Below are 26,259 nucleotides of genomic sequence, written 5' to 3' on the forward strand. Positions count from 1 at the left end.
TGAGCCGCTTATTGGCTCACCTGTTGATTAGGAAGGAAGTGAACTGATTGCTGCGGTTTTCCATTCTTACTGAAAATTTTCATCTTTATGTAGAAGGCTTCAAATATACCGTTGGTGCAAGTGTCATTGCTTTGATTGGAAGCTTTTTGATCGGTACACTCATTGCCATTATGAGAATTGCGCCATTCAGGCCACTCAACTGGTTAGGAACGGCTTACGTGGAATTTATTCGGAATATTCCGTTATTATTGATTACATTCGTTTTCTTCTTTGGTTTACCTGTGCTCGGTATTGTAGCTGACGGCTTCACTGCTGGCACGATTGCCCTTTCCATCTATACCTCTGCCTTTATTGCTGAAGCCATTCGTGCAGGCATACAAGCTGTACCGCTTGGTCAAATGGAAGCCGCACGCGCTTCAGGTCTTTCCTACGGCGGAACGATGCGGTATATCATCCTGCCTCAAGCGATTAAAATTGTCGTTCCCCCCTCGGAAATCAATTTATTAACCTTGTCAAAAACTCCTCTATTTTAGGTGTCATTGCAGGGTTTGATTTGATGTACCAAGGAGATCTTATTGCGTCGAGGACGTTTGTGACGTTTGATGTCTACATCTTTGTTGCCATGTTCTATCTTCTATTGACCATTCCGCTGAGTCTAGGCGTTGGTTATTTAGAAAGAAGATTAGCAAGAAGCCACTAGAAAGGAGGAAACACCATGGATTTTTTAGGTGCCTATCAGCCTGATCATCTCGCCTTTTTACTTGAAGGATTTGCTGTCACCTTAAAAGTGGCTTTTATCTCGATCATCTTGAGCTTTCTCATTGGTTTAGTTGTCGGCACATTGCGGTTCGCTCAGATTCCGGTTTTATCCAAGATACTTGCGGTCATCGTAGAAACCATTCGAAATCTGCCGCTCTTATTAATTATCTTTTTTACGTATTTTGCACTCCCTGAAATTGGCGTCAAGCTGAGCATTACAGCCTCGGCCATTGCAGCTTTAACCGTCTTTGAATCAGCGATGCTGTCAGAAATTATTCGAAGCGGTTTAAAATCAATTGATAAGGGTCAGATCGAAGCAGCCAGATCATCTGGTTTAACCTATATTCAAACGTTAAAAATGATTATTATGCCGCAGGCTTTACGCCGAATGGTACCGCCAATCGTCAGTCAGTTCATCTCTCTTTTAAAAGATACGTCGCTTGCTGTTGTCATTGCACTTCCAGAACTATTACATCACGCTCAAATATTAAACGGGCAAAGTCAGTCTTACTTACTGCCCATTTTCCTCTTAGCGGCGATGATGTATTTTGTCGTCAATTTCAGCTTATCCTTACTGGCACGCCGATTAGAATACAGGCAGGCATAAAAAAGGCATTCGGTGTCAGGTCTGCGCTCCGGCGCTCTCCCTTCCTAGACTTCAAAGATTTTTTTTCACGCTGAAAATGAAAACAAAGGGCTATCAATTTAGCCCTTTGTCAACAATCTGGGACATCCGCTTTTGGCGGATGTTTGTTTTTACATCATTCTCATAACACGTTTTCTTAGCTTTTTCATATCCCGCTTTGATGGCATATCATATCGACTTGCAAAGTGATATGCGAGTGCACCTGCACCAAGCGTTAATAGTGAAGAAGTCATTTTGCCCATTCGAAATTCCCCCTTAACACTTATAATTGAATTGAACGTTCATCATCACTAAACAGATCATCTAAGCTGCTTAGTGTCCCGTCTTCCTCCACTTGGTGTGTAGATATTTTACCTTTTGACAGCGTCAATTCAATAAAACAGCCCCAGCAATAATATTGATTGACCCCAATTTTTCCGATGTCTTTACATTTGCAATTTGGGCAAATGAGCATAATCAGCACCTCTTTACGTTCGGTTTAGAACCAGTACTTCCTTTTCAACGTTTATCAAGGTTCCGGCAGCGTTCAGCTGTTTTCGAATCCCTGATAGCTCTGTAAAGAAGCCGTCCGAGAGTTCATATGCTACGATTGTGCCCGAATTTGTGCAAAAGTATACATCTTCCAATATGCCTAAATTTTCACCCTCAGGCGACTGCATCATTTTCTTTTTTAATTTCGAAAATAAGAAGGATGAGGCAGAGGAATCCATACCTACTCCCTCCTGGCAGCTCACATATAAACCTTTGTCTGTCAGCTGATCACCAGCAGAAAAGGGAATGAAAGCACAGTCTTTCTTTTTCCCATCTAACACATATCCTCCGCAGCTGCCTCCGGCTAAAAAACAAATATCTTTAATGGCACCAAGTGAATGAGACCGCTCACCTGCATAGATTGACATTCCTTCAAGCTCTCGACATGTTCTCAAAATGTGCTCAACCACCTTTTGCGGAACAGTCTTATCGTGTGCGTTTGCTTCAAGACTCATACGAAGAAATGGCTTCCATGAACGGAATGCAAGGGATTTTTTTCATGCGAAAAAGGCTCCCAGTGGGAAGCCTTTTATTCATGCATAAAATCAAATGGAGTGATTCCTTCCATTCCAATATTTGCATCATGCACGCTAAACGGAAGCTCTTTTTGAAGGGCTGCAAGCTCCGCATCCATGACCTCCTCAGTTTGAACGAGCCGCATTGTTAAGGACGTTTGTCTGAGAGAATCCTCATTGTTTTTCACGCCCCACTCCAGTGCTGATTCCTCGCCGCACAGGATTAAAAACTTTTTACTTCGAGTAATGGCTGTGTACAGCAGATTTCGCCTAAGCATTCGATAATAGCTTCTCACGACTGGCAGCACAACGATGGGAAACTCACTTCCTTGTGATTTGTGGATGGAGCAACAATAAGCATGTGTAAATTGATGAAAATCCTTTTTTGTAAAGGTGATTTCATTCCCATCAAAGGAGATGACAGCCATATCTTCTTTTTCCGTGTTTTCTTTCGCATAAAAAATGGAGACAATTTCACCGATATCACCGTTAAAAATATTATTCTCCGGCTGATTCACAAGCTGAAGCACTTTATCCCCAGTTCTGAATACGACATCACCAAACGGGATTTCTCTGCCTTTTGGTTTTTTAGGATTCAAAATGTGCTGCAGCATTTTATTGAGCTCATTAATGCCCGCTTTCCCTTTATACATGGGTGCAAGCACTTGAATATCTTTTGCTGAATAGCCTTTTTGAGCAGCGTTGCTGACGACTTTCTCAATGACTTCTTTCATTTGATCCGCATTGCATCGAATGAAGGATCGATCCTTTGAACGTGCAGTTATATCTCTTGGCAGGACGCCATTTTTCATCTCATGCGCAAGTTCAACAATACTGGAGCCGTCTGCCTGGCGGTAAATATCTGTCAGTGTAACAGCTGGCACGGCTTGTGAGGCTAGCAGGTCTCTTAATACTTGGCCTGGTCCAACAGATGGAAGTTGATGTTCATCTCCCACCATAATTACTTGGATATGATCAGGAATCGCTTTAAACAAATGATTGGCAAGCCAAATATCGAGCATACTTGATTCATCAATGATGACAAGCTTTCCTTCAATCGGCTGTTCCTCATCATGCGAAAAGCCCTCTGACCCGTTCCAGCCCAGCAGCCTGTGAATGGTTACAGCTGGAAGCCCCGTTGATTCCGTCATCCGTTTAGCCGCCCGTCCAGTAGGCGCAGCAAGCACAAATGGAAAGGATTCATCTTTTTTATAATCACTCGGATCAAGGGATACACCGTGAAGATCACTGTAAAGCTCGACAATCCCTTTAATGACTGTTGTCTTCCCTGTACCAGGTCCGCCTGTTAAAAGCAGCATCGGGGACATAAGTGCCTTTTGAATCGCTTCCTTTTGAGTTGGTGCATACTGAACGCCGAGCCGTTCCTCAAGGTTCCCGAGAGCAAGCAGGAATTCCGATTCAGGAAATTGTTCTGCATATTCCGTTTGGGAGACAATTTTTTGTATACGTTTGGCAACACTTTGTTCCGCATAAAATAAGGACGGATGATAGCAGCGCTCATCTTCAATGATCATCTCTTTCCCTTCTCCAAGTGCAATGATCTGATTGGCAACATCCATTTCTGTCACTTTGTACTCATTGCCTGTCTGATTGAGGAGCTTACGGGTTTCGACGATCAAATCTTTCGTTTGTATGTACGTATGACCGTCCTGAAGACTGGCTGTCTCAACTGTATAAAGCAACGCTGCTCGGATTCGCTCTGGATCATTTCCTGAGATGCCGGTTCTCGCGCCCAGCTCATCCGCCTTAATAAACCCGATTCCTTCAACATCCTTGACGAGCTGATACGGATTTTCCTCAATTTTTTGCAGCGTTTCACTCTCATACACTTGATATATCTTCATGCTGAGCTGCGGACCAAAGCCATATTGATTTAGACTAATCATGATTTGTTCCAATCCTTGATGCTCCTGGAGCGCTGCCGCCAGTTTATCTGCCTTCTTCTTTGATAAGCGCGGAACGTCATATAAAACCGCCGGATCACGCATGATTTTATGAAGCGTCTGATTGCCAAGCTTTCCCACGATTTCTTCCGCCGTCTTTTTTCCTATCCCCTCAAACAAATCACTTGAGAGATAGTGAATGATTCCTTGCTTTGTTGTCGGTACTTCCTTTTGAAAATGAGTGGCCTGAAACTGTTCACCAAATTTGGGGTGGCTTGTGACTTTGCCGTAGAAGGTGTAAGTTTCCTCCTCATGAAGTGCTGGGAAGTAGCCTGTGACAGATGCTGTTTTTTCCTCTAAGTTTTCCGATGTCTCAATGACTTTCACCTTTAACACCGAGTATAAATTACTTTCATTATGGAAAATAACGGCTTGAACTGTCCCCTTTAAAAACGGTTCGTCCTCAAGCTTCATTTGATCTGGATGTTCCTGCACAGGTCTTCCCTCCTTCCGTCTATTCTGCCTCTTGAATCAGCTTTTGCGCATGTAGTGCCAGCATATGGTCAGGCTGCACGTCTATGGCTTTGCCTAGCATTTCAAGTGCTTCGTCTTTTTTCTCTAAGTATGCATACGCAACCCCTAAATTATAAAAGGCATCTGCGTGCTGCGGATCACGTGCGACAACTTCGGTAAAAGCAGTCACCGCTTCTTCCAGCATGTGTTCATTGGCTAAGCACATGCCAAATTGAAACCTTGCTTCATTATCTTCTTCATTCAGTTCAATAGCACGCTGAAGATAAGGCATTGCAAGCTTTGGCTGCTCTAATTTAATGAGCGTCTGCCCAAGCATGTAAAATAAATCACTATTTTCCATACCAGCTTTTAATGCTTGTTCAAAGTAATCTTTTGCTTTCATAAAGTCTTCTTTTAACGTGTATACATTTCCTGCCCCATAATAGGCTGCCGCTGCCATTTGATCAAGTTCAATGGCTTTTTGAAAGAAGTTTAGCGCACGTTCAAATTCATTGATACTTGAAAGTAAGTTCGCAAAGTTAATGTATGGAACCGGGTCTTTTGGGCTTTCTTCAATGGCTTTCGTAAAAGCTTCCGCTGCTTTTTCGATATTCCCCTGATTTAAGGCTTCTATGCCGATTTCGTTATGGTTCATTCGCTCTCTCATCCTTTCATTAAAAAACCTCAACAGCGACGTTGAGGTTTTGAAAACATGTTACACATACGACAGCTTTTGACCGTCTTTGAAAACATCGTCAATTGTTCCGCCGCCAAGACATTCGTCGCCATCATAAAAGACAACCGCTTGTCCTGGAGTTACAGCACGAACGGGTTCATCAAAGATGACCATCGCTTCTTGCTCACCTGTCATTTTGACCTTTACATGATGATCTTCTTGACGGTATCTAAATTTGGCTGTGCATGTTAATTCACCATTTTCGCCGACAATATGAGGACGAGTCCAGCTGATATTAACGGCTGAAATGCTTTCAGAGTATAAAAGTGGATTGTGGAAACCTTGTTCAACAAACAAGATATTTTGTTCTAAGTCTTTTCCAACGACAAACCAAGGATCACCGCTGCCGCCAATGCCAAGACCTTGGCGCTGGCCGATCGTGTAATACATCAGTCCATCATGTTCACCTTTGACTTCGCCGTCCATTGTCTGCATCACGCCCGGCTGTGCAGGCAAATACTGACTGAGGAACGTTTTAAAGTTTCTTTCCCCAATAAAGCAAATACCCGTTGAATCTTTTTTCGTTGCTGTAGCAAGCTCTGCTTCTTTTGCCAATTCACGAACCCTTTTTTTCTCTAAATCACCGATTGGGAACATGACTTTATCGAGTTGTTCCTGAGTCAGCTGATTTAAGAAATACGTTTGGTCTTTGTTGGCATCAAGGCCTCTGAGCATTTTGACTTCATCGCCAGTTCTATCGACGCGCGCATAATGTCCTGTTGCCAAATAATCTGCACCGAGTGACAATGCATGCTCAAGGAACGCTTTGAACTTAATTTCTTTGTTACACATGACGTCTGGGTTTGGCGTTCTGCCCGCTTTATATTCATCAAGGAAATATTGAAACACTTTGTCCCAATATTGCTTCTCGAAATTCACTGCATAATATGGGATTCCAATCTGGTTACAGACGCGGATGACATCCTCATAGTCCTCCGTTGCTGTACATACACCATTTTCATCTGTGTCATCCCAATTTTTCATAAATATGCCGATCACATCATAGCCCTGCTCCTTTAGCATAAGAGCAGCAACTGATGAATCGACTCCTCCGGACATCCCGACCACAACTCTTGTGTCTTCTGGTCTTTTTGTCATCTTCATCAACTCCAATTTCAATGAAACAGCATGCGCGTTTCGTTCTTCTGGTGCCTGGCTGTTTCATTTTTCACACACGGACAAAAGAGAAGCATTTATTTCGCTAAGCGTTTGACAACAGCTGCTATCTTGCGCGCCGCCTGCTTCACATGATCCTCTTCATTCCCTAAACCGAAGCTTATTCTGACTGAGGACGTCAGCTTGTCTGCTTCCTCGCCATACATGGCGCTTAACACGTGCGAAGGAAGGACGGATCCAGCCGTACATGCAGATCCGCTTGAAACAGCAATCCCTTCCATATCTAAATTCACAAGTAACGATTCGATGGAAACGCCCGCGAAGTGAACATTTAAAATGTGCGGCAATGACTCTTTCGGTTGCCCATTGATAGAGAAATCAAGTGATTCCTCTTCGAATACTTGCAGCATGATTTCTTTGAGCTTACCATAATGTATGGCTTTTTCTCTTCTATTTTGCTTTGTTAATTGAACAGCTTCTGCTAGTCCGACGATTCCTGCCACATTTTCAGTGCCAGCACGGCGCTTTCTTTCTTGTTCTCCTCCGAAAATTTGCGGAGAAAGTTTCACGCCTTCGTTTACATATAAAAAGCCTGTTCCCATCGGACCATTTAGCTTATGGCCAGAAGCAGATAAGAGATCAATATGAAGGTCTGCTACATCGATAGGCATTGTTCCAAACGCCTGTACGGCGTCTGTATGAAAATGAGCAATGTGATCGTGTAAAAGCTCGCCAATGTCTTTGATTGGCTGAATCACACCTGTTTCATTATTGCCGTACATGATGGTCACAAGAATCGTATCATCTCTTAGTGCTTGCTTGAATTGTTCAAGGTGAATCAATCCCGTTTCATCTACCTCTAAATATGTTACGTCAAATCCTAGCTTCTCTAGACGCTCACATGTGTGCAGTACCGCATGATGCTCTGTTTTGGCTGTGATAATATGTTTTCCTTCATGCTGTCTTGCCATGGCCACACCTGTAATCGCCAGATTGTCCGCCTCTGTTCCTCCACTTGTGAGGATGATCTCCTGTGGTTTACAGTGTAATTCTCCTGCAATCACTTCTCTTGCTTCATCGAGCCACTTTCTTGCCTCGCGCCCATATGAATGAATACTAGAGGGATTACCAAATATCTCTGTAAAGTAAGGCATCATCTTGTCTACAATACGCTGATCCATCGGCGTTGTGGCCGCATGATCTAAATAAATTCGTTCCATTTCCGGTACACCTCTGATCTAAATATAGAACATATACGCCTCTTGATCCTCGTCATCTTTATAGCTTGCCAAGTCTTCAAGAGTTGTATTGTCTAGTACGTCTTTTACTGCATCACGAATCCGAATCCAAAGTGCACGTTTTGCTGGTTCTTCGTTTTCGATAACTTCGACAGGACTAATCGGTCCTTCTAATACACGAATAATATCACCCGCTGTTATCTCGCTTGGCTCATGGGCAAGCACATAACCGCCATATGCTCCGCGGATACTTTTCACAAGACGGGCATTACGGAGTGGTGATACAAGCTGCTCTAAATAATGCTCAGACAAATTATTGTTTTGAGCAATTGATTTTAATGATGTAGGGCCTTCGCCATGTTTTTTGGCTAATTCGATCATGATCGTCAGACCATATCTGCCTTTAGTAGAAATTTTCAAGTTAAACACCTCTGCGTTTTCTATTTCTATGTCATCAATTATTTTTCTGATTTCATATACGCTTATATAGACCAAAAGCAATTATATCATACTTTCAGCCAACTTTCATTTGCGGGTTCTGAGGGTTATAGGAGGACGCATCCCTTTTCTATTTGAAGAAATTTCGGTACTCTATACAAACAAGACATTGCTTTAGGAGAGATAATCATGAAACCTTTAGCGTACCGGATGCGCCCAAGTCATATTGAAGACATCATTGGGCAGGAGCATCTCGTTGGAGAAGGTCAAATTATTAGACGAATGGTCGAGGCGAAACATTTATCCTCGATGATTTTATACGGACCACCGGGCATCGGCAAAACATCGATTGCAACCGCGATCGCTGGCAGTACAAGCATTGCGTTTCGTACATTGAATGCGGTCATTCATAACAAAAAAGATATGGAAGCTGTTGCCGCTGAAGCAAAAATGAGCGGTCAGGTGATCCTTATTTTAGACGAAGTTCACAGGCTCGATAAAGGAAAGCAGGATTTCCTTCTTCCTTATTTAGAGAACGGCATGATCATTTTAATTGGCGCAACGACGGCTAACCCCTATCATGCGATCAATCCTGCTATCCGAAGCCGGACACAAATATTTGAGCTAAAGCCGCTTGAAACAGAGCAAATCAAGGCTGCCTTAACAAGAGCGTTACAGGATGAGCATCGCGGACTTGGCAGTTATGAGGTGACAGTGGACGATGAAGCAATGAATCATTTTGCCAATGGATGCGGAGGAGATGTACGCTCTGCTTTAAATGCATTAGAGCTAGCTGTCTTATCGACAAAAGCAGATGAAGCTGGGCATATTAAGATCTCTCTTGCCGCAGCAGAAGAATGTTTACAAAAAAAGAGCTTCTCACATGATAAGAATGGTGATGCCCATTATGATGTCCTTTCGGCTTTTCAAAAATCCATTAGAGGATCTGACGCAGATGCGGCGCTCCATTATCTTGCCAGACTGATTGAAGCAGGAGATCTTGAAAGCATTTCAAGGAGACTACTCGTGATGGCTTACGAAGATATTGGCTTAGCAAGTCCTCAGGCAGGTCCACGTGTGCTGAGCGCTGTTCAAACAGCAGAAAGAGTCGGCTTCCCAGAAGCACGAATTCCACTGGCTAACGCCGTTATTGAACTGTGTCTTTCTCCTAAATCCAACTCGGCATATCAGGCGATTGATGCGGCGCTCGGTGACATTCGCTCAGGGAAAATTGGTGAAATCCCTGTTCATTTAAAGGATGCTCACTACAAGGGAGCAACAGCACTCGGAAGAGGCGTCGATTATTTATACCCGCACGACTATGAAAATGGCTGGGTGAAGCAGCAATATTTACCTGATCCGCTCAAAAACAAGCAGTACTATAAACCGAAGCAAACAGGCAAATTTGAAGGCGCACTGAAGCAGGTTTATGAGAATTTAAAACGCCAAAAATAAAAAAAGCCCCCTGCATGTGAGCAGACGGGCTACAGATTGTTGACAAAGGGCTAAAATGATGTTTGTTTTAGCCCTTCGTCTTCTTTTCAGCGCAACATGAAAACCTTTGAAGTCTAAGGAAGGACGAGCAAAAGAGCGCAGACCTGACAAAGAATGCGATGGTTTGTCTACACGCTGAAGCCCCCTATATGTGAGCAGGCGGGCTATTTATTTATCCTTCACACGTGTAATCGGAATATCTTTTAAAAGCTTCATAATGACATGACCACCCATGATCAGTCCTGCAACAGACGGAACGAATGCATTGGATGATGGCGGCATTTGCGCCTTGCGAATCTTCGCTTCATCATTTCCAACTTCTTTTCTAACATCTTCGCGAATGACAATCGGACTTTCATCAGAGAAAATGACTTCAATCCCTTTACGAATTCCTTCTTTACGCAGACGCGTTCTCACGACTTTTGCAATTGGGTCCGTATGTGTTTTTGAAATATCATCAATTTTGAAGCGTGTCGGATCTGTTTTGTTTGCAGCACCCATGCTCGAAATGATGTTCACATTACGTTTTAGGCACTCTTTCATTAAATGAATTTTATAGTGAATGGTATCTGACGCATCGATGACATAATCAAGCGGATACTCAAAAAATTGCTCATATGTTTCCTCTGTATAAAACATCTTGAGCGCAACAACTTCACATTCTGGATTAATATCAGCGATTCTCGCCTGCATTAAGTCAACCTTTGGCTGTCCAACTGTTGAAAGCAATGCCGGCAGCTGACGGTTCACATTTGTAATATCAATATCATCTTTATCTACAAGAACAATACGGCCAACGCCTGAACGAGCGAGTGCCTCAACTGCAAATGAACCTACTCCGCCTACACCAAGCACTGCAACTGTACTGTTTTTTAATATGTTTAAGCCTTCCTTGCCAATGGCAAGCTCGTTTCTTGAAAACTGATGTAACAAGTGCCTCACTCCACCTTTATTTAAAATGAATCGAAAGAATCATATCATATTCAGACTTCTCCGTCATCCTTATGAAAAAGAAAAAAACACAAAAAAGTCCCGACAACGCCGCCAGCTTTTCCTTCGTTTTGAACCCCGCACCATGCAGGTGGGTGCTTTCTTCCTGACTTTATAAGTCCTCTAAAGAGGCATTTATGCAGAAAGGAAAGGCAAGCTCCCGTAGAAAAAAATGTTCGGTCAAAACTAGGTAACCACCGTACGTATCAGGACTTTATTTATTGATTGATGAAAGCATATCATAGGCATGTTTCTTTTTCAAGCGTTTACATGGGTATAAACATGCGCCTATTTTACTGTTTTACTTTTGTTTTAATAGCCAAACTCAGTTCATCTAGCTGCGCTTCGCTTACAGTGCCAGGAGCATCTGTGAGAACACAGCTTGCACTTGCCGTTTTCGGGAACGCAATGGTATCTCTTAGGTTAGCTCGGCCGGCAAGCAGCATCACTAAGCGGTCAAGGCCAAGCGCAATTCCGCCGTGCGGAGGCACACCATGCTCAAATGCATCTAGAAGGAAGCCGAACTGATCATACGCTTCTTCTTTAGAAAAGCCAAGTAAACTAAACATTTTCTCTTGAATGTCCTTTTCGAAAATACGAATAGAACCTCCGCCAAGCTCATAGCCGTTCAGCACAAGATCATACGCTTGAGCTTTCATATCTTCTGGGCTTGTCTCAATCAATTCAAGATCATCCCGAACTGGCATTGTGAAAGGATGGTGGGCAGCATAGAAGCGTCCTTCTTCTTCATCTTTTTCAAGCAGCGGCCAATCGACAACCCATAAGAAGTTGAATACAGACTCATCGATGAGTTCAAGCTCTTTTCCGAGTTTTAGACGAAGGGCACCAAGCGCATCATGGACAACTGACGTCTTATCTGCAACGAAGAGTAACAGGTCACCTTCTTCGACTTGCAGCTGCTCTTTTAATTCTGCCTGCTTTGCTTCGTCAAAGAATTTAGCAATCGGTCCTTTTAATTCTGTCCCTTCTGCTTTTAGCCAAGCTAGACCCTTTGCACCGTAGTTCGCTGCAAATGCACCAAGAGCATCAATATCTTTTCTTGAATAGTTCGCTGCAGCTCCTTTTACATTGATGGCTTTCACCGCTCCACCATTTTTCACAGCTCCGCTAAAGACTTTGAAATCTGAATCTTTTACTGTGTCTGAAATGTTGACGAGCTTCATCTCAAAACGTGTATCTGGTTTATCAGATCCATAAGAATTCATCGCTTCATCATATGTCATACGAGGTAATGGCAATGTCAGATCTACACCTTTAACATCTTTCATCACTTTTGCCATCATCTCTTCAGCAAGCGTCATTATGTCCTCTTGACTCATAAAGGACATTTCAATATCGACTTGTGTGAATTCCGGCTGACGGTCAGCACGCAAGTCTTCATCTCTAAAACAGCGAGCGATTTGATAATAACGATCCATCCCTGAGACCATCAGTAATTGTTTAAATAACTGCGGAGACTGAGGTAAGGCATAGAATTCTCCTTCGTGTACACGGCTTGGAACAAGATAATCACGTGCACCCTCTGGCGTACTTTTTGTTAATATCGGTGTTTCAATGTCTAGAAAGCCGTTGTCATCTAAGAAATGGCGGAATGCTTTTGTGACTTCGTGTCGCATTTTCATCGTTTCAAACATCGCAGGACGGCGAAGATCTAGATAGCGGTATTTTAAGCGCACATCTTCCGATACCTCGTCCGCTTGATCTGAAATGACAAAAGGCGGAGTCTTTGCTTCATTTAAAACGCTGACCGTTTCGACTTGAATTTCAATTTTCCCAGTTTTTAAATTTGGGTTAATCGTTGCGTCTTCTCTTGCGACAACCGTTCCTTTAATATCCAGGACATATTCATTACGAATCGATTCTGCTGTCTCAAGCGCCTCTTTTGAGAGGTCTGGATTGAAGACAACTTGTACAATACCTGTACGGTCGCGAAGATCAATAAAGATTAATCCGCCGAGGTCACGTCTTTTTTGAACCCATCCTTTTAATACAACTGTTTGACCGATTTGCTCTTCTGTTACTTCTCCACAATAAAAAGTTCTACCAAACACAAACATTCCACTCCTTCTTTACGCCTTCTTGTGGGCCTTCATCATTTGAATCAGCTCATCAAGCTTCACTTCAATTTGTTCACCCGTTGTCGTATCTTTTACATTCACAATTTGCTGCGCCAGCTCATCTTCACCAAGGACTGCAATAAACTTGGCTTTTAATCGATCAGCTGCTTTAAATTGTCCTTTTAATTTTTTCCCTGTATAGTCCATTTCACTTGAAATGCCTTCTTTTCTCAGACGATTTAATAATGAAACAGCATAATCCTTCGCTTGATCACCGAGTGCAGCAATGTATAGATCAATGCCATCTTGCAAAGGAAGATCAATTCCTTCAGCATCAATTGCTGATAGGAAACGCTCAATACTCATAGCAAAACCGATTCCTGGTGATTCAGGACCGCCAATTCCTTCAACAAGTCCATCATAACGACCGCCGCCGGCTAACGTGGTAATTGCACCAAAGCCTTCTGCATTACTCATGATCTCAAATGCCGTGTGATTGTAGTAATCAAGGCCGCGCACTAAGTTTGGATCGACGACATATTCAATGCCTATATCTGTTAAGTATTGTTTGACCTTTTCAAAATAAGTCCGTGATTCATCATTTAAGTAATCTTGAATGGATGGAGCTGTTGCCATCAATTCGTGGTCACGATCCTTTTTACAATCAAGAATTCGTAGCGGATTTTGATGTAAACGTGTTTGACAATCATGACAGAATTCATCAATTCTTGGCTCAAAGTGCTCAACAAGTGCTTTGCGGTAATCTGCACGGCTCTCTTTGTCACCGAGGCTGTTAATGACGAGCTTTAAGTTAGAAAGACCGGCTTTCTCATAGACACTCATCGCAAGTGAAATGACCTCTGCATCAATGGCAGGATCCTTTGAACCGATCGCTTCAATCCCAAATTGATAAAATTGGCGATACCTTCCCGTTTGCGGGCGTTCATAGCGGAACATTGGTCCAATGTAATACAGTTTTGTTGGCTGGGCCGGCTGAGCAAATAATTTATTTTCAACATAAGAACGTACAGTTGAAGCCGTTCCCTCTGGACGAAGTGTGATGCTGCGTCCTTTTTTATCCTCAAATGTATACATCTCTTTTTGAACGATATCGGTTGATTCGCCTACTCCCCGTGCAAACAACTCCGTATGCTCAAAAATCGGTGTGCGGATTTCTTTGTATTGAAAGGCTCCACATGTATCTCTCGCAATTTGTTCAACATACTGCCAGAGTTCTGACTCTCCAGGTAAAATATCCTGTGTGCCTCTTGGAATATTAAAACTCATTTTTCGTCCTCCTACGACCATCATTCATTTTTTATGTGGACATATAAAAAACCCCCGCCTCTACTATGTGTATAGTAGGGACGAGAGTTATACCCGTGGTGCCACCCTAGTTGGAACATGATCCAGCCATGTTCCCGCTCAAATCCTTAACGCAGATTCACGTTCTCCGCCTATTGACTCATTTTTAGAGTGTTCAGCAGGAAACCTACAGAGTGTTCTTTCGTGATAAATGCCATGCGGATTCGCTTTCAGCCAAAGGCGATTCCTCTCTGCTCACGCAATTTACCCTACTATTCTCTATCATCAGTTCCACATTTTAAATTTTCAAGTGTGTTGATTTATATTATAATAAGGTCGGTGCTGCCACTCTGTCAACCCTTGCCGTGCCTCTTTTTCTTTTCCAGCTCTTCTTTTGACGTACATCCGTATTCAGATGCGGTTTCTTCAAGGAAGCCTGGCTGATCCATTTCGTCGTGCTGCCAGCGATCGATATCACGATGTCCATTATATTGCACTCGTCCTAATTTTCTGCTTAATCTCATGTTTGTACATCCTTTTATCCCTTTTTTATTTAGTATAAACAGATTGATTCATTTTTATTAGGGAAACTGCAAGGAATTTGCCACTTACATAACGAATTTACATTCATCGGTTTTACAAGGGAGGGGAAAACACCGTTTTGAATCTAAAAAAACACAATCAAATGATGATGCTGCTCACTTGTTTTGTTCTCATCGCCAGCACTTGGCCTATGACACATGCTACAGCACAAACAGATCAAGCTGTGGTCGCTACAGATGAAATCAACGTGAGAACAGGTCCTGGATTAAGCTACGGGGTCGCAGCTGTTGTAAAGCGCGGAGAAAGCTATCCTATTCTTACTGAGCAAGGGGAATGGGTTCAGATCGGGCTATCAAACGGTCAAAAAGGCTGGGTCGTCTCATGGCTGATTACCACATCATCTGGCACCCAACAGTCAGCTAAGCCAAAGACGCAAAAGCAAAGCTCGGCAGGCAGCAGTTCCATTACATCGACAGCCTCCGATCTTCGCATACGGACAGGCCCTGGAACTTCCTATCAAGTCATCGGTACGTTCCCGCAAGGCGCTAACGCTAAAAAGCTACAGACAAGCGGCGAATGGACAAAAATTTCGTATAAACAAACAGAAGGCTGGGTTCACTCTGATTATGTCTCAGGCGGACAAAAAGCCCCTCAATCAAGCTCAGTCGGTTCCTCAAGCTCTAAGCAGACAGGCACAGTTGGCGTATCGAGCCTAAATGTAAGGCAATCGGCGGCACCGAATGCACAAGTCGTCGCTTCACTTGCCCGCAACACACCGATCACCATTTTGCGAGAGCAGAACGGCTGGTATGAAATTGAGTCAAAGGGCGTAAAAGGCTGGGTGGCAAGTTATTACATCGTCACAAGCAAAGGAGCCAGTTCAGCGGATGAAAAGAGTTCATCTTCTTCGTCATCTCATGGGAAAGCGTATATCGTCTATGATGGAACGAATATTAGAAAAAGCGCGTCTACCTCTGCTGGAATTGCAGAAAGAGCAACAAAAGGCGCTGCCTATCAAATTGTTCGTTCGCAAGGTGACTGGTACGAGGTGACACTATCAAACGGCGGGACTGGCTATGTGGCGAGCTGGGTCGTTCAAACAAAGAAAAATAGCAGCGAGGCACCAAGACCTCAGCAGGATTCATCGTCTGGCACTGGATCTTTAAAAGGCAAAACGATTGTTCTTGATCCTGGTCATGGCGGAAAAGACAGCGGCACAATCGGCGCAGATGGTGCATTTGAAAAGAACATGACCATCAAAACCGCCAATTTACTGGCAGGCAAATTAAGAGCTTCTGGTGCAAATGTTTATTTAACGAGAAGTGATGATACTTTTATCAGCCTTCAATCGAGGGTCGCAACATCTCATTACCGAAATGCTGATGCATTTATTAGTCTTCATTATGATAGTTTTATGGACCCAAGTGTCAGAGGAAGTACGGCATATTATTATCAAGCAGCAAAAGACCAACAATTAGCGACAAGCGTTCATACGGAAGTCGCCAAACGCTCTCAAATCCCTGATAAGGGTGTGAAATTCGGAGATTATTTTGTTTTAAGAGAGAACAAACGCCCTTCCCTTTTATATGAACTCGGCTATTTGAGCAATCCTCAGGAGGAAGCGATCATTTATAGCGCCTCTTACCAAGAACGAGTCACAGAAGGCATGACCGAAGGGTTAAAACAATATTTCCGCTAGAAGAAAGAGGCCTCTGTGCCTCTTTTTTGTTTGATCGCAAAAGAAAAAGACTCTAAATAAACTCCTGCATGAGTTTATCTACAGTCTAAAGCGAATCTATTCTTTGCTATCCATCCAGATGGTGACAGGTCCTGAATTGGTCAATGACACGTCCATCATCGCACCAAAGCGTCCAGTTTCTACATGAATGCCTTTTTCTCTAAGGGCTTTATTGAAGCATTCGTAAAGGGAGTTGGCGGCATCTGGTTTGGCGGCCTTCATAAAATTCGGCCGTCTGCCCTTTCTCGTATCACCATACAGGGTAAACTGAGATACAGACAGGACACTTCCTTGTACATCCAATAACGAATGATTCATTTTCCCGTTTTCATCTTCAAAAATACGTAAATGTGCAAGTTTATCAGCTAAATAATGCGCATCTTCTTCTGTATCTTCGTGTGTGACACCAACGAGCACCATGTATCCTTCATTGATGGCACCTGTGATCTCTTCCTCTACCTTCACAGATGCGTTTGTCACACGCTGCACAACAAGCCTCATAGACGATATACTTCCTTTCTAATTCAAGAATCGGCGAACAGAGTAAATGTCTTTGATTTGTTTAATGCGTTCGACCACTTTGTGCAAATGGTTGATGTTTTGAATAAAGATCGCCATATGGATCGTCGCCACTTTGTTACGGTCAGACTTCCCAGAAACTGAAGAGATGTTCGTTTTGGTTTCGTTAACTGCTTGAAGCACCTCATTGAGTAAGCCGCGTCGATCATATCCTAATATTTCAATTTCCACATTGTATTCTTTACGGTTGCGAGCAGGCTGTTCATGCTCCCATTCTACCGGAATTAACCGTTCCTGCGCTTCACCTGTCTTCACGTTCGGACAGTCCTCACGGTGAACGGATACGCCTCGGCCTTTTGTAATAAAACCAACAATGCTGTCACCAGGCACAGGATTACAGCACTTAGATAAGCGGACAAGCAGATTATCGATCCCTTTGACTCTTACGCCTGCTTCCCGTTTTTTCCCGTGATACGGCTTTGGTTCTACCGTCACTTCTTGAACCGTTTTCTCTTGTTCTTCTTGATCTCTTTGTTTTCTTTCTTTTTCTGTTAAACGATTTGCGACTTGAAGTGCAGTAATTCCGTTATAACCAACCGCTGCATACATGTCCTCTTCGTTTGAAAAATTAAATTTGTCAGCCACTTTTTGCAGGTTTTCAGCTGTCAGAATGTCTTTGACATCAAACTCAAGGTTTTTGATTTCTTTCTCCACGAGTTCTCGGCCTTTTTCGACATTTTCTTCACGGCGCTGTTTTTTGAAAAACTGTCTGATCTTGTGCTTCGCTTGAGAGGTTTGGGCTAGTTTGATCCAATCCTGACTTGGCCCATAGCTGTGCTTTGATGTCAGAATTTCAATAATGTCACCTGTTTTCAGTTTGTGGTCGAGCGTGACCATTTTGCCGTTGACCTTGGCACCGATCGTCTTATTCCCAATTTCCGAGTGAATCCGGTAAGAGAAATCAATTGGAACTGAACCCGACGGCAGTTCAATGACATCTCCTTTTGGTGTAAATACAAACACCATATCAGAGAAGAGATCGATCTTTAATGATTCCATAAATTCTTCTGCATCTGTGGATTCATTTTGGAATTCAAGAATTTCTCTAAACCAAGAGAGCTTCTTCTGGAAGACAGCTTCCTCTGTTGATTCTGCTGACTCTTTTCCTTCTTTGTATGCCCAGTGTGCTGCAATTCCGTACTCTGCAATTTCATGCATTTCCACTGTACGGATTTGCACTTCAAGCGGGTCACCTTTTGGCCCTATTACTGTTGTATGAAGGGATTGGTACATGTTCGGTTTTGGCATCGCAATATAATCCTTAAACCTACCAGGCATCGGCTTCCAGCATGTATGGATAATTCCGAGCACGGCATAGCAGTCTTTAATACTGTCAACCAAAATACGAACAGCCAGCAAATCATAAATTTCATTAAACTGCTTATTTTGCATGACCATTTTGCGATAAATACTATAAATATGCTTTGGTCTGCCAGAGAATTCAGCCTTGATGTTCACCTCAGATACGCGGTCTTTCACTTCATTGACAACCTCGTCCAAGTATTCCTCACGTTCTGCTCGTTTGCGCTTCATAAGATTCACGATCCGGTAATATTGCTGCGGATTTAAGTAACGGAGCGCTGTATCTTCAAGCTCCCACTTAATCTTGGAAATCCCTAATCTGTGCGCAAGCGGTGCAAAAATTTCAAGTGTTTCATTTGAAATTCTTCGCTGCTTTTCCTGAGGGAGGTGTTTGAGCGTTCTCATATTGTGCAGACGGTCTGCCAGTTTTATCAAGATGACGCGTATATCCTGCGCCATTGCCACAAACATTTTCCGATGGTTTTCAGCCTGCTGTTCTTCTTGTGATTTATATTTAATCTTCCCGAGCTTTGTCACACCATCAACAAGCATTGCGACTTCTTCATTAAAATACTCTTTTAAATCCTGTAATGTCACATCTGTATCCTCGACAACATCGTGGAGGAAACCGCCTGCAATGGTCGATGGATCCATTTCAAGGTCAACAAGAATCCCCGCCACTTGAATTGGATGGATGATATAGGGCTCACCAGATTTCCGGTATTGCTCCTTGTGTGCATTTTCAGCATATTCATATGCTCGCTCTATAAATTGAATATGTTCAGCGGACAGGTATTCTCTTGCCTTGTCAATGACCTGCTGCGCCGTTAAAACTTGTTCGTTCGCCATGGAATCACCTTTTTAAATGAAAACTGTATTGTAGTTTATTATCAAGAAAAATTCGATAGATGTAAAGAGAAGAAGTCCGCTAAAAGATTTTTGATAGGAAAAAAGCACCCTTCTTACTGAGTGCTTTTTACGAAAACTCCATTAGTATTGCATTAACGTCATGATGTCGTAGCCGTCAAGCTTCTTTCTGCCGTCCAGATACGTCAGCTCAATCAAGAATGCAATCCCTGCCACAACGCCGCCTAATTCTTCTACGAGCTTGATGGACGCTTCAATTGTTCCACCAGTTGCTAGTAAGTCATCTGTAATCAATACACGCTGACCAGGACGAATGGCATCTTTATGAATCGTTAATACATCTTTACCATATTCTAAGCCGTAATCGACTTTAACGACTTCACGAGGAAGCTTTCCTTCTTTACGAACCGGTGCAAAACCTACACCAAGAGCGTATGCTACAGGACAGCCAATAATGAATCCACGCGCTTCCGGTCCAACAATCAGATCAATGTCTCTTTCCTTCGCGTAATCAACGATTTGATCCGTTGCATAACGGTACACTTCGCCTTTATCCATTAACGTTGTAATATCTTTAAATTGTACACCTTCCTTTGGGTAGTCAGGTACAACTGTCACATATTGTTTTAAATCCATCTTTTCCTTTTCCTCCTCGTACGTCAAAGCACAGGTGAGACTTCGCTCATCTTGCTATTCAGCCATTCCTTCAGCTCTTTGGCTGAGGAATATGTTAGTGTTTGATCGAGTTCCATCAATCGTTGTTTTGCTGTATAGGACGCTGATGCTGTTAAATCTTTTTTAGGGGCATCACGTACTATTGACAGCACACCATTCTCTATTTTAACAAAACCGAGTTCAAAAAACACCTTTGTCATAAAAATGATTGTATCTTTTGTCCAGCCTCTATGTTTGGCAAGCTCCATTCCTTGTTCTTTGATAGGAAAACTCCCTCGCTTAAACAAGAATCCATAAAACCATTTGAATTGGTCACGGCTAGGAAAAGAGGACATAAAATGATCTTCTTTTCTTTGAAAAACCGTATAAATTCTAGCAGGCTTTTGGTTGTCTAAAAGCTGCTTCAGCAAGTGCTCATCTGCGGGAACGTCCGCAAAGACGACATACTTGCCTTCTACATCAAATGTTGACACATTTTCTGCATGGACATGATGAATAGGGATATTGACTTCTTGTTTCGTTTCTTCGTCAAAACAAACAACCATATATTTTTCTGAATCAAGCGTCGAGACGGTCTTTTCCCAATCCTTTTTCCCGCGCAGATCAAACAGCTGCCATTCATCTACTCGGGCATCTTTTAGCATGAGCTGAGGTTTCTTCCGGTTATTCCATTCATTGATAGACATTTCACCGACTACAGAAATACGGCTCCCTGGGACAATTTCTTCTTTCAATTTCCCCTGGTGAAAACCGACACAGTCCAGCAGCTTTTCTTCGTCTTTTAGAGACATTTTTATATGATTCTGATTGGCCCCAATCGTTCGGATCTCTTCAAGCCTTGCATCTTCAATCATGATGAACGGCTTTGGGTTCTGCATGCCGAATGGTGACAACAGCCCCGCTTCTTCTATCGCTTCAACCGTCAATTCGTCTACCTTGCACACTGCATCGACCCGCTGAATCGGAATAAAATCTTCTTCTGTCAACGTTTCATTTGCGTATTGATTTAATCTTTCCCTTAGTAAAGGAACATCATCCGCTTGAAGTGTCATACCCGCAGCCATCGGGTGCCCGCCAAAATGGGGCAGGATGTCCCGGCATTTGCTTAAATGGAAAAATAGATCAAATCCAGGAATACTCCGAGCGGAGCCTTTTGCCATTTGCGTCTCTTCGTCTATTCCAAGCACAATCGCCGGGCGACAAAAAGTATCCGTCAATTTAGAGGCAACAATTCCGACAACCCCCGGATTCCAGCCAGCTTTCGCTACAACTATTGCAGATTGGTCATCGCCTGTCTCTTCAACCATTTGAATGGCTTCTTCTGTGATCGTACTCACGATTTTTTGACGTTCTTTATTCAGTTCTTGTACAAAACGAGCGAGCTCTTCTGCTTCATCCTTATCCTCTGTCATGAGAAGATGAACAGCTGGATCTGCCTGCTCAATTCGCCCTACAGCATTTAGCCTTGGCGCAATTTGAAAACCGACTGTTTCCTCATTTGCCTCTTCAAGAGTGGCGCCTGCTTCTTTCAATAACGCTTTCAGCCCCGGTCTATTCGACTGTCGAAGCTGCATAAGCCCTTTTTTGGCGAGCCATCTATTCTCGTCATGAAGCGGCACAAGATCTGCAATTGTCCCAATCGCCGCAAGATCTAACAGCTGAGCTGGCAGCTTTCCAAGGAGTGCATGCGCGACTTTAAATGCTACGCCTACACCGGCGAGTTCTTTAAAAGGATACTCACAGCCTGGCTGCTTAGGATGGACAATCGCAAGTGCCTCAGGCAGCTCCTCACTTGGTTCATGGTGATCTGTAATGATCAGGTCTAACCCTAATTCTTTCGCAATACGTGCTTCTTTTACAGCTGCAATGCCTGTATCGACCGTGATGACAAGAGATGCACCTTGCTCTTTGATATATCGAAAAGCCTGTTCATTAGGCCCATAGCCTTCTTTAAATCGATCTGGAATATAAAAGTCTACTTTCGCAGACCGCTCTTTTAATGTATGTAAAAGCACAGATGTACTTGTCACACCATCCGCATCGTAGTCTCCGAAGATCACAATCGATTCCTGCTCGTCGATCGCTTTGTTGATGCGCTCTACTGCTTCTTTCATTCCTTTTAATAGAAATGGATCATGAAATTCGGCTTTTTGATCAAATAAAAAAGACCTCGCTTCTTCTACTTCTTCGAGTCCTCTTTTTACAAGAAGCGATGCAGTCAGCGCTGAAATATTCAGATTTTCAGAGAGTGATTTCACTTTTTCTTCGCTTGGATGTTCATATTCCCAGCGCATTTTGGATAATAACATAAATTCACCCCTCAACCACACTATTATACTAGAGTGGACTGAGGGGTTTCAATTTTTATTTTATGAAATTGTACTGGAAGATTATTTTTCCTTCGGGTCAAATGATGCTGGCTGTTCTTTTAAAGGCTTGACATTCGGTTTTTTTTGAACGTCTTTCTCTACCTTTTTCGTTGAAGCAGCAGGTGTAGCTGCACGCTCAGCTTTCAATGCTTTAAGTTCACGTTTTAGTTTCACAATTTGGAAAATCCCTGCAAAAGCCACAATGAGTCCGCCCATGAGCACGGAGCCAATAATCACAAGGATCAGCGGCCATTCAGCCGTTCCAAATAAGTAGTCAACTTGTACAGGCCGTACATTGATCACGGCAAATACTGAGACAATTAATACGAAAATAAATGCGAGTATGATGGTCCATTGTTGTTTGTTCATCTACATATCCCCCAAGCTTTTTCTTTTATTCTTCCCTTTTCTTTGTCCATTTTAAACACAGAAAGAAAATTGCGGAAGATTTTCTATCAGCATGGAAATCATGAGCTGCTGAGTTTTTCTTTAATGAGGTTCTTTAATTCTTTTCTTTCTCCAGAGATGACAAGGGTATCTCCTTCTTCAATGACCGTATCTGGTCCTGGATTTAAAATCTTCTCATGTGACTTTCTAACGATGGCGATGACGGTTACTTGATAATTTTGCCGGACATTCAGGTCTCCGATCGTTTGCTGAACAGCTGGTGCATTTTTTTCAATCTTAAACCATTCAATGATGAGTTCATCAATGGCTACCTCAACGGTTTCAAGCGCTTTTGGTTTATAAACCATTCCGCCTAAAATAGCCGCAATTTGTCTTGCTTCTTCATCGTTTAGCAAGATGCCAGAAATAGATTCTTCATGGTCATCCTCTTGAAAATGATACATTTCTCTTCTTCCATCATCATGTGTAATGATGGCAAGCTTTTCATTATTTTTTGTGATCATTTCGGCTTTGTGACCGATACCTGGCAGTTCAGTTTCCCGAACCTTCATAACAGCCCCTCCAATGAATAAAGCCAAATGCCCGAAACGGACACTTGCTTTCTATACTGATCTAAGCGTATGTCATTATAGCAAAAGACCATTTCAAGATCAATGAAACCCGAAATGTTTTTCCTAATCGACTGTTTTTCTGGAAAAACCACAAAAAAGACTGCCGATTAGGCAGTCTCAGATTGTTGACAAAGGGCTAAATGATCTTGATTTTAGCCCTTTGTCTTCTTTTCAGCGTGATAGAAAACCTTTGCAGCCCTAGGAAGGACGAGCATAGGCAGTCTCGCTCTATTAAATATCTTGCTCTGTATCAATCTTAGCCGGCTTTTTCAGCTCACGGCTTTTCCACATTAACCAAATTTGCGCCGCAATATAAAGAGATGAGTACACCCCTGTTAATAGGCCGACAAGTAAGGCAATGGAGAAGTTTGTAATAGACGCTGATCCGAAGATAAGCAATGCAATCACAACGATCACAACGGTGAGTACCGTATTGATAGATCGTGTAAAGGTTTGCTGTAAACTCAAGTTGACGATATGAGAAAGATCTTCCACCGTTTTTGGTTTACGTTTCTTCATTTGTTCACGGACCCTATCGAACGTCACGATCGTGTCATTAATCGAATATCCGATCACCGTGAGGATCGCCGCAATAAAGGTCACATCTACCTCTAATCGCGTGATACTAAAGAATGCCACGATAAAGAATGCATCATATAAAAGGGAAGCAATCGCTGCAATGGCCATTTTATATTCAAAACGAATGGAAACATAAATAATGATCCCAATCGAAGCAATGATGATGGCATATAAAGCATTACGTGCAAGCTCTTTTCCGACAGTAGGAGACACCGTGCTGACATTCGGTTCTGTTCCATACTTATCTTTAAAGTAATCTTTCACTTCTGCGATTTTTTCTTTATTTGGCACACCAACAAATCGTGCCGCTGCTTGATTTTCTTTTTGACCAGATAATACGACACTATCTGTATCCAGATCTAGTTTTTGAAAGTCTTGCTCAATTTGAGCAGTTGACAGCTTGTGGTCACTTTGAATGTCAACTCTTGTACCACTTGCAAAATCAATACCAACATTGAGTTTGAAGATCGAAAGAACGATAATCCCCGCAATGGTAATGGTTGCTGAGAAAATCATGAAACCCTTTCGCTTGCTGACAAAATCCCATTTATCAAATGGTGTTTTTGGTTCAGTATCTTCTGTTGTTTCATGAATATCGATGATATCTTTTTGACGGACACCAAGCCAGCCCTTCTTGCGATCGAGCGCGCGGCTTTCCACAAGCAGTCCAAGAAGGAATCTTGATAGGAATACAGCCGTAATAAAGCTTGTTAAGATAGAAAGGATCAGCATAGTGGCAAACCCTTTTACAGAACTTGTCCCGAAGAAGAAAAGGACGCCCCCTGCAATAATACTCGTTAAGTTCGCATCAAAGATGGTCGCAAACGATCGGCGGTTCCCTGACCTGAAAGCTGAACGGACAGATTTACCGAGTTTAAGCTCCTCTTTGATCCGTTCATATGTGATGATGTTGGCATCAACCGCCATCCCTACTCCAAGAATCAGTGCCGCAATTCCAGGCAGTGTCAGAACAGCGCCCATCCAGTCAAACACCTGTAAGGTAATATAGATGTACGTGGATAACGTGATGACAGCAATCAGACCAGGTAATCGGTAATAAAAAAGCATGAATAAGAAAATGAGGGCAATTCCTACAATTCCTGCAAAGACCGTTTCATTTAATGCCTGTTCACCAAATTGCGCACTCACTGATGTGGAATACTTTTCACTTAATTTTACTGGCAATGCCCCGGCATTTAAAATACTAGCAAGGTCCTTTGCCTCTTGGACAGTAAATTTCCCTTCGATCTGTACGTCACTGCTGTTAATCTCTTGATTCACGTTCGGCGCAGAGACATACTTATGGTTTGATTTTGAGACTTCTTTTTTGAAGGAATCTCCTTTATGGTAATCAAGCCAAATGACAAGCTGGTTATTCGGTGCCATTGCCGCCACTTTTCTTGTCACGTCACCAAACTTTTTCGCATCCTTTAGTTTAACCGTCACAATCGGCTCATTTGTTTGATTGAATGTTTGTTTTGCTCCGTTTTCGACCAAATCAGACCCGTTGAGGAGCTCTTTATCATTCGTATCTCTGAAGGAAAGCTGCGCTTCAGTCGAAAGAATCTCCCTTGCCCTGTTTTGGTCTTTTACACCCGCAAGCTGCACGCGGATACGGTTGTTGCCTTCAATCGAAATGTTTGGCTCGCTTACACCAAGTACGTTGGCCCTGCGGTTTAAAGCCTCTACTGTACTAACTAAGACACTATTTGTGATCTTGTCCTCTTTTTTCACCGGGTGTACATCGTACAGAACTTCAAATCCGCCTTGCAGGTCCAGTCCGAGCGTAATATGATTGGCCGCAGGCTTTGTTAAATAGCCCACACCCGTTCCGATTAACAGAATCACTAAGAAAAACGCAAGAATGCGCCCTTTTTTCATTATGTATTTCCTCCTTAAACACCTGAATCCATAGATGGCTTATTTCAACAGTTCGTCTAGCATATTCTTGCCATCTTCACTGTCCAAAAAAGCAGACGTTTTAAACGACTGAACGGTTGCATAGTTCATAAATTCGCCAATTTTCACAGATAAAATATCTGCAACCATTTCATGAATCGGATACTCTTGTTTTTTCTTCCACTTCTTATTCTCTAAGTATGACCATAATTCCTCTAAATCTACATCTTTATAGCCCAAAACGATGAATTCTTCGAGCTTACTGAATAGAAAAGGCTTTAAATGGTCTTTGTAATTTGCAGCCGGATGTTGTGTCAATGGGATGCTCCCCCTTTTCAGTTTTTATCGAGAGACTTGTCATGCTTGGACGATATACACGCATATCTTATTGTATATGATTCTATGTCGTTTGAGAAGGCAGGTGAT

Annotated in this window: 23 protein-coding genes, 1 other RNA gene, 1 pseudogene and 1 other annotated feature; of the genes and pseudogenes, 4 read left to right on the forward strand and 21 right to left on the reverse strand. The window is 42.7% G+C overall.

From position 1 onward, the window contains the following. Positions 1-47: 47 nt before the first annotated feature. Together C5695_RS13210 and C5695_RS13215 are read left to right on the forward strand one after the other, a co-directional pair. Positions 48-700 (forward strand): annotated as a pseudogene (locus tag C5695_RS13210) (amino acid ABC transporter permease). Positions 701-715: 15 nt separating this feature from the next. Further along, a complete protein-coding gene (locus tag C5695_RS13215; protein ID WP_117731122.1) occupies positions 716-1,366 on the forward strand; it encodes an amino acid ABC transporter permease in 651 nt (216 codons plus the stop codon). Positions 1,367-1,515: 149 nt separating this feature from the next. On the opposite strand, the gene C5695_RS13220 is transcribed toward C5695_RS13215, so the two are convergent. The 8 genes from C5695_RS13220 to cymR all read right to left on the reverse strand — a co-directional run bounded on the left by C5695_RS13220 (position 1,516) and on the right by cymR (position 8,378). After that, entirely contained in the window at positions 1,516-1,647 is a 132-nt protein-coding gene (locus tag C5695_RS13220; RefSeq protein ID WP_003216198.1) for a YrzQ family protein, read from the reverse strand. 20 nt (positions 1,648-1,667) lie between these two features. Next, complete coding sequence (locus C5695_RS13225; RefSeq protein WP_003216308.1) at positions 1,668-1,859, reverse strand: hypothetical protein; 192 nt, start codon at positions 1,857-1,859, stop codon at positions 1,668-1,670. A gap of 13 nt (positions 1,860-1,872) precedes the next feature. Then, positions 1,873-2,331 (reverse strand): PRC-barrel domain-containing protein, encoded by a 459-nt coding sequence (locus C5695_RS13230; protein WP_233230741.1) that lies wholly within the window; start codon positions 2,329-2,331, stop codon positions 1,873-1,875. 134 nt (positions 2,332-2,465) lie between these two features. Continuing rightward, on the reverse strand, positions 2,466-4,850 hold the full coding sequence (locus C5695_RS13235; RefSeq protein ID WP_117731124.1) for an SF1B family DNA helicase RecD2: 2,385 nt from the start codon (positions 4,848-4,850) through the stop codon (positions 2,466-2,468). A gap of 19 nt (positions 4,851-4,869) precedes the next feature. Next, on the reverse strand, positions 4,870-5,523 hold the full coding sequence (locus tag C5695_RS13240; RefSeq protein ID WP_117731125.1) for a tetratricopeptide repeat protein: 654 nt from the start codon (positions 5,521-5,523) through the stop codon (positions 4,870-4,872). Positions 5,524-5,583: 60 nt separating this feature from the next. Continuing rightward, a complete protein-coding gene (gene mnmA, locus C5695_RS13245) occupies positions 5,584-6,702 on the reverse strand; it encodes a tRNA 2-thiouridine(34) synthase MnmA (protein WP_003216305.1) in 1,119 nt (372 codons plus the stop codon). Between the two features lie 95 nt (positions 6,703-6,797). Then, positions 6,798-7,940 (reverse strand): cysteine desulfurase family protein, encoded by a 1,143-nt coding sequence (locus tag C5695_RS13250; RefSeq protein WP_117731126.1) that lies wholly within the window; start codon positions 7,938-7,940, stop codon positions 6,798-6,800. A gap of 18 nt (positions 7,941-7,958) precedes the next feature. Beyond that, positions 7,959-8,378: a cysteine metabolism transcriptional regulator CymR gene (cymR, locus tag C5695_RS13255; protein ID WP_117731127.1), complete on the reverse strand. Its 420-nt coding sequence runs from the start codon at positions 8,376-8,378 to the stop codon at positions 7,959-7,961. A 207-nt stretch (positions 8,379-8,585) separates the two neighbouring features. Here cymR and C5695_RS13260 point away from each other — a divergent pair, with 207 nt between their 5' ends. Next, positions 8,586-9,851 carry a replication-associated recombination protein A gene (locus C5695_RS13260; protein ID WP_117731128.1) on the forward strand — a complete coding sequence of 422 codons (1,266 nt, stop codon included), beginning with the start codon at positions 8,586-8,588 and terminating at the stop codon, positions 9,849-9,851. Between the two features lie 207 nt (positions 9,852-10,058). Here the strand turns inward: C5695_RS13260 and C5695_RS13270 are convergent, their stop codons facing one another. The 5 genes from C5695_RS13270 to C5695_RS20620 form a co-directional block, all read right to left on the reverse strand. Continuing rightward, a complete protein-coding gene (locus C5695_RS13270) occupies positions 10,059-10,823 on the reverse strand; it encodes a tRNA threonylcarbamoyladenosine dehydratase (RefSeq protein ID WP_060697472.1) in 765 nt (254 codons plus the stop codon). 92 nt (positions 10,824-10,915) lie between these two features. Next, positions 10,916-11,096, reverse strand: a non-coding RNA gene (gene ssrS, locus C5695_RS13275) — 6S RNA. Between the two features lie 77 nt (positions 11,097-11,173). After that, the gene (gene aspS, locus C5695_RS13280; protein ID WP_117733131.1) at positions 11,174-12,952 is read right to left on the reverse strand and encodes an aspartate--tRNA ligase; all 1,779 of its coding nucleotides are present in this window, start codon (positions 12,950-12,952) and stop codon (positions 11,174-11,176) included. A gap of 18 nt (positions 12,953-12,970) precedes the next feature. Next, on the reverse strand, positions 12,971-14,245 hold the full coding sequence (gene hisS, locus C5695_RS13285) for a histidine--tRNA ligase (protein WP_117731130.1): 1,275 nt from the start codon (positions 14,243-14,245) through the stop codon (positions 12,971-12,973). Between the two features lie 73 nt (positions 14,246-14,318). Next, positions 14,319-14,558, reverse strand: a binding site (T-box leader). 58 nt (positions 14,559-14,616) lie between these two features. Further along, a complete protein-coding gene (locus C5695_RS20620; RefSeq protein ID WP_003216250.1) occupies positions 14,617-14,787 on the reverse strand; it encodes a YrzK family protein in 171 nt (56 codons plus the stop codon). A 161-nt stretch (positions 14,788-14,948) separates the two neighbouring features. On the opposite strand from C5695_RS20620, the gene C5695_RS13290 reads away from it, so the two are divergent. After that, on the forward strand, positions 14,949-16,505 hold the full coding sequence (locus tag C5695_RS13290) for an N-acetylmuramoyl-L-alanine amidase family protein (RefSeq protein ID WP_233230866.1): 1,557 nt from the start codon (positions 14,949-14,951) through the stop codon (positions 16,503-16,505). A 96-nt stretch (positions 16,506-16,601) separates the two neighbouring features. Here C5695_RS13290 and dtd read toward each other — a convergent pair whose 3' ends face one another. The 8 genes from dtd to C5695_RS13330 form a co-directional block, all read right to left on the reverse strand. After that, complete coding sequence (gene dtd, locus C5695_RS13295) at positions 16,602-17,045, reverse strand: D-aminoacyl-tRNA deacylase (RefSeq protein WP_117731132.1); 444 nt, start codon at positions 17,043-17,045, stop codon at positions 16,602-16,604. Positions 17,046-17,063: 18 nt separating this feature from the next. Then, complete coding sequence (locus C5695_RS13300; protein WP_117731133.1) at positions 17,064-19,274, reverse strand: RelA/SpoT family protein; 2,211 nt, start codon at positions 19,272-19,274, stop codon at positions 17,064-17,066. Between the two features lie 141 nt (positions 19,275-19,415). After that, entirely contained in the window at positions 19,416-19,928 is a 513-nt protein-coding gene (locus C5695_RS13305) for an adenine phosphoribosyltransferase (protein ID WP_034279900.1), read from the reverse strand. A gap of 23 nt (positions 19,929-19,951) precedes the next feature. Beyond that, entirely contained in the window at positions 19,952-22,276 is a 2,325-nt protein-coding gene (gene recJ, locus C5695_RS13310; RefSeq protein ID WP_117731134.1) for a single-stranded-DNA-specific exonuclease RecJ, read from the reverse strand. 81 nt (positions 22,277-22,357) lie between these two features. Further along, complete coding sequence (locus C5695_RS13315; protein WP_117731135.1) at positions 22,358-22,705, reverse strand: LapA family protein; 348 nt, start codon at positions 22,703-22,705, stop codon at positions 22,358-22,360. A 98-nt stretch (positions 22,706-22,803) separates the two neighbouring features. Beyond that, complete coding sequence (locus tag C5695_RS13320; protein WP_117731136.1) at positions 22,804-23,295, reverse strand: cation:proton antiporter regulatory subunit; 492 nt, start codon at positions 23,293-23,295, stop codon at positions 22,804-22,806. Between the two features lie 291 nt (positions 23,296-23,586). Then, positions 23,587-25,815, reverse strand: a complete 2,229-nt coding sequence (secDF, locus tag C5695_RS13325) for a protein translocase subunit SecDF (protein ID WP_117731137.1) — start codon at positions 25,813-25,815, stop codon at positions 23,587-23,589. Between the two features lie 39 nt (positions 25,816-25,854). After that, positions 25,855-26,151 (reverse strand): post-transcriptional regulator, encoded by a 297-nt coding sequence (locus tag C5695_RS13330; RefSeq protein ID WP_117731138.1) that lies wholly within the window; start codon positions 26,149-26,151, stop codon positions 25,855-25,857. Positions 26,152-26,259 lie beyond the last annotated feature (108 nt).

It is taken from the genome of Bacillus pumilus (assembly GCF_003431975.1).
Taxonomy (GTDB): domain Bacteria; phylum Bacillota; class Bacilli; order Bacillales; family Bacillaceae; genus Bacillus; species Bacillus pumilus_N.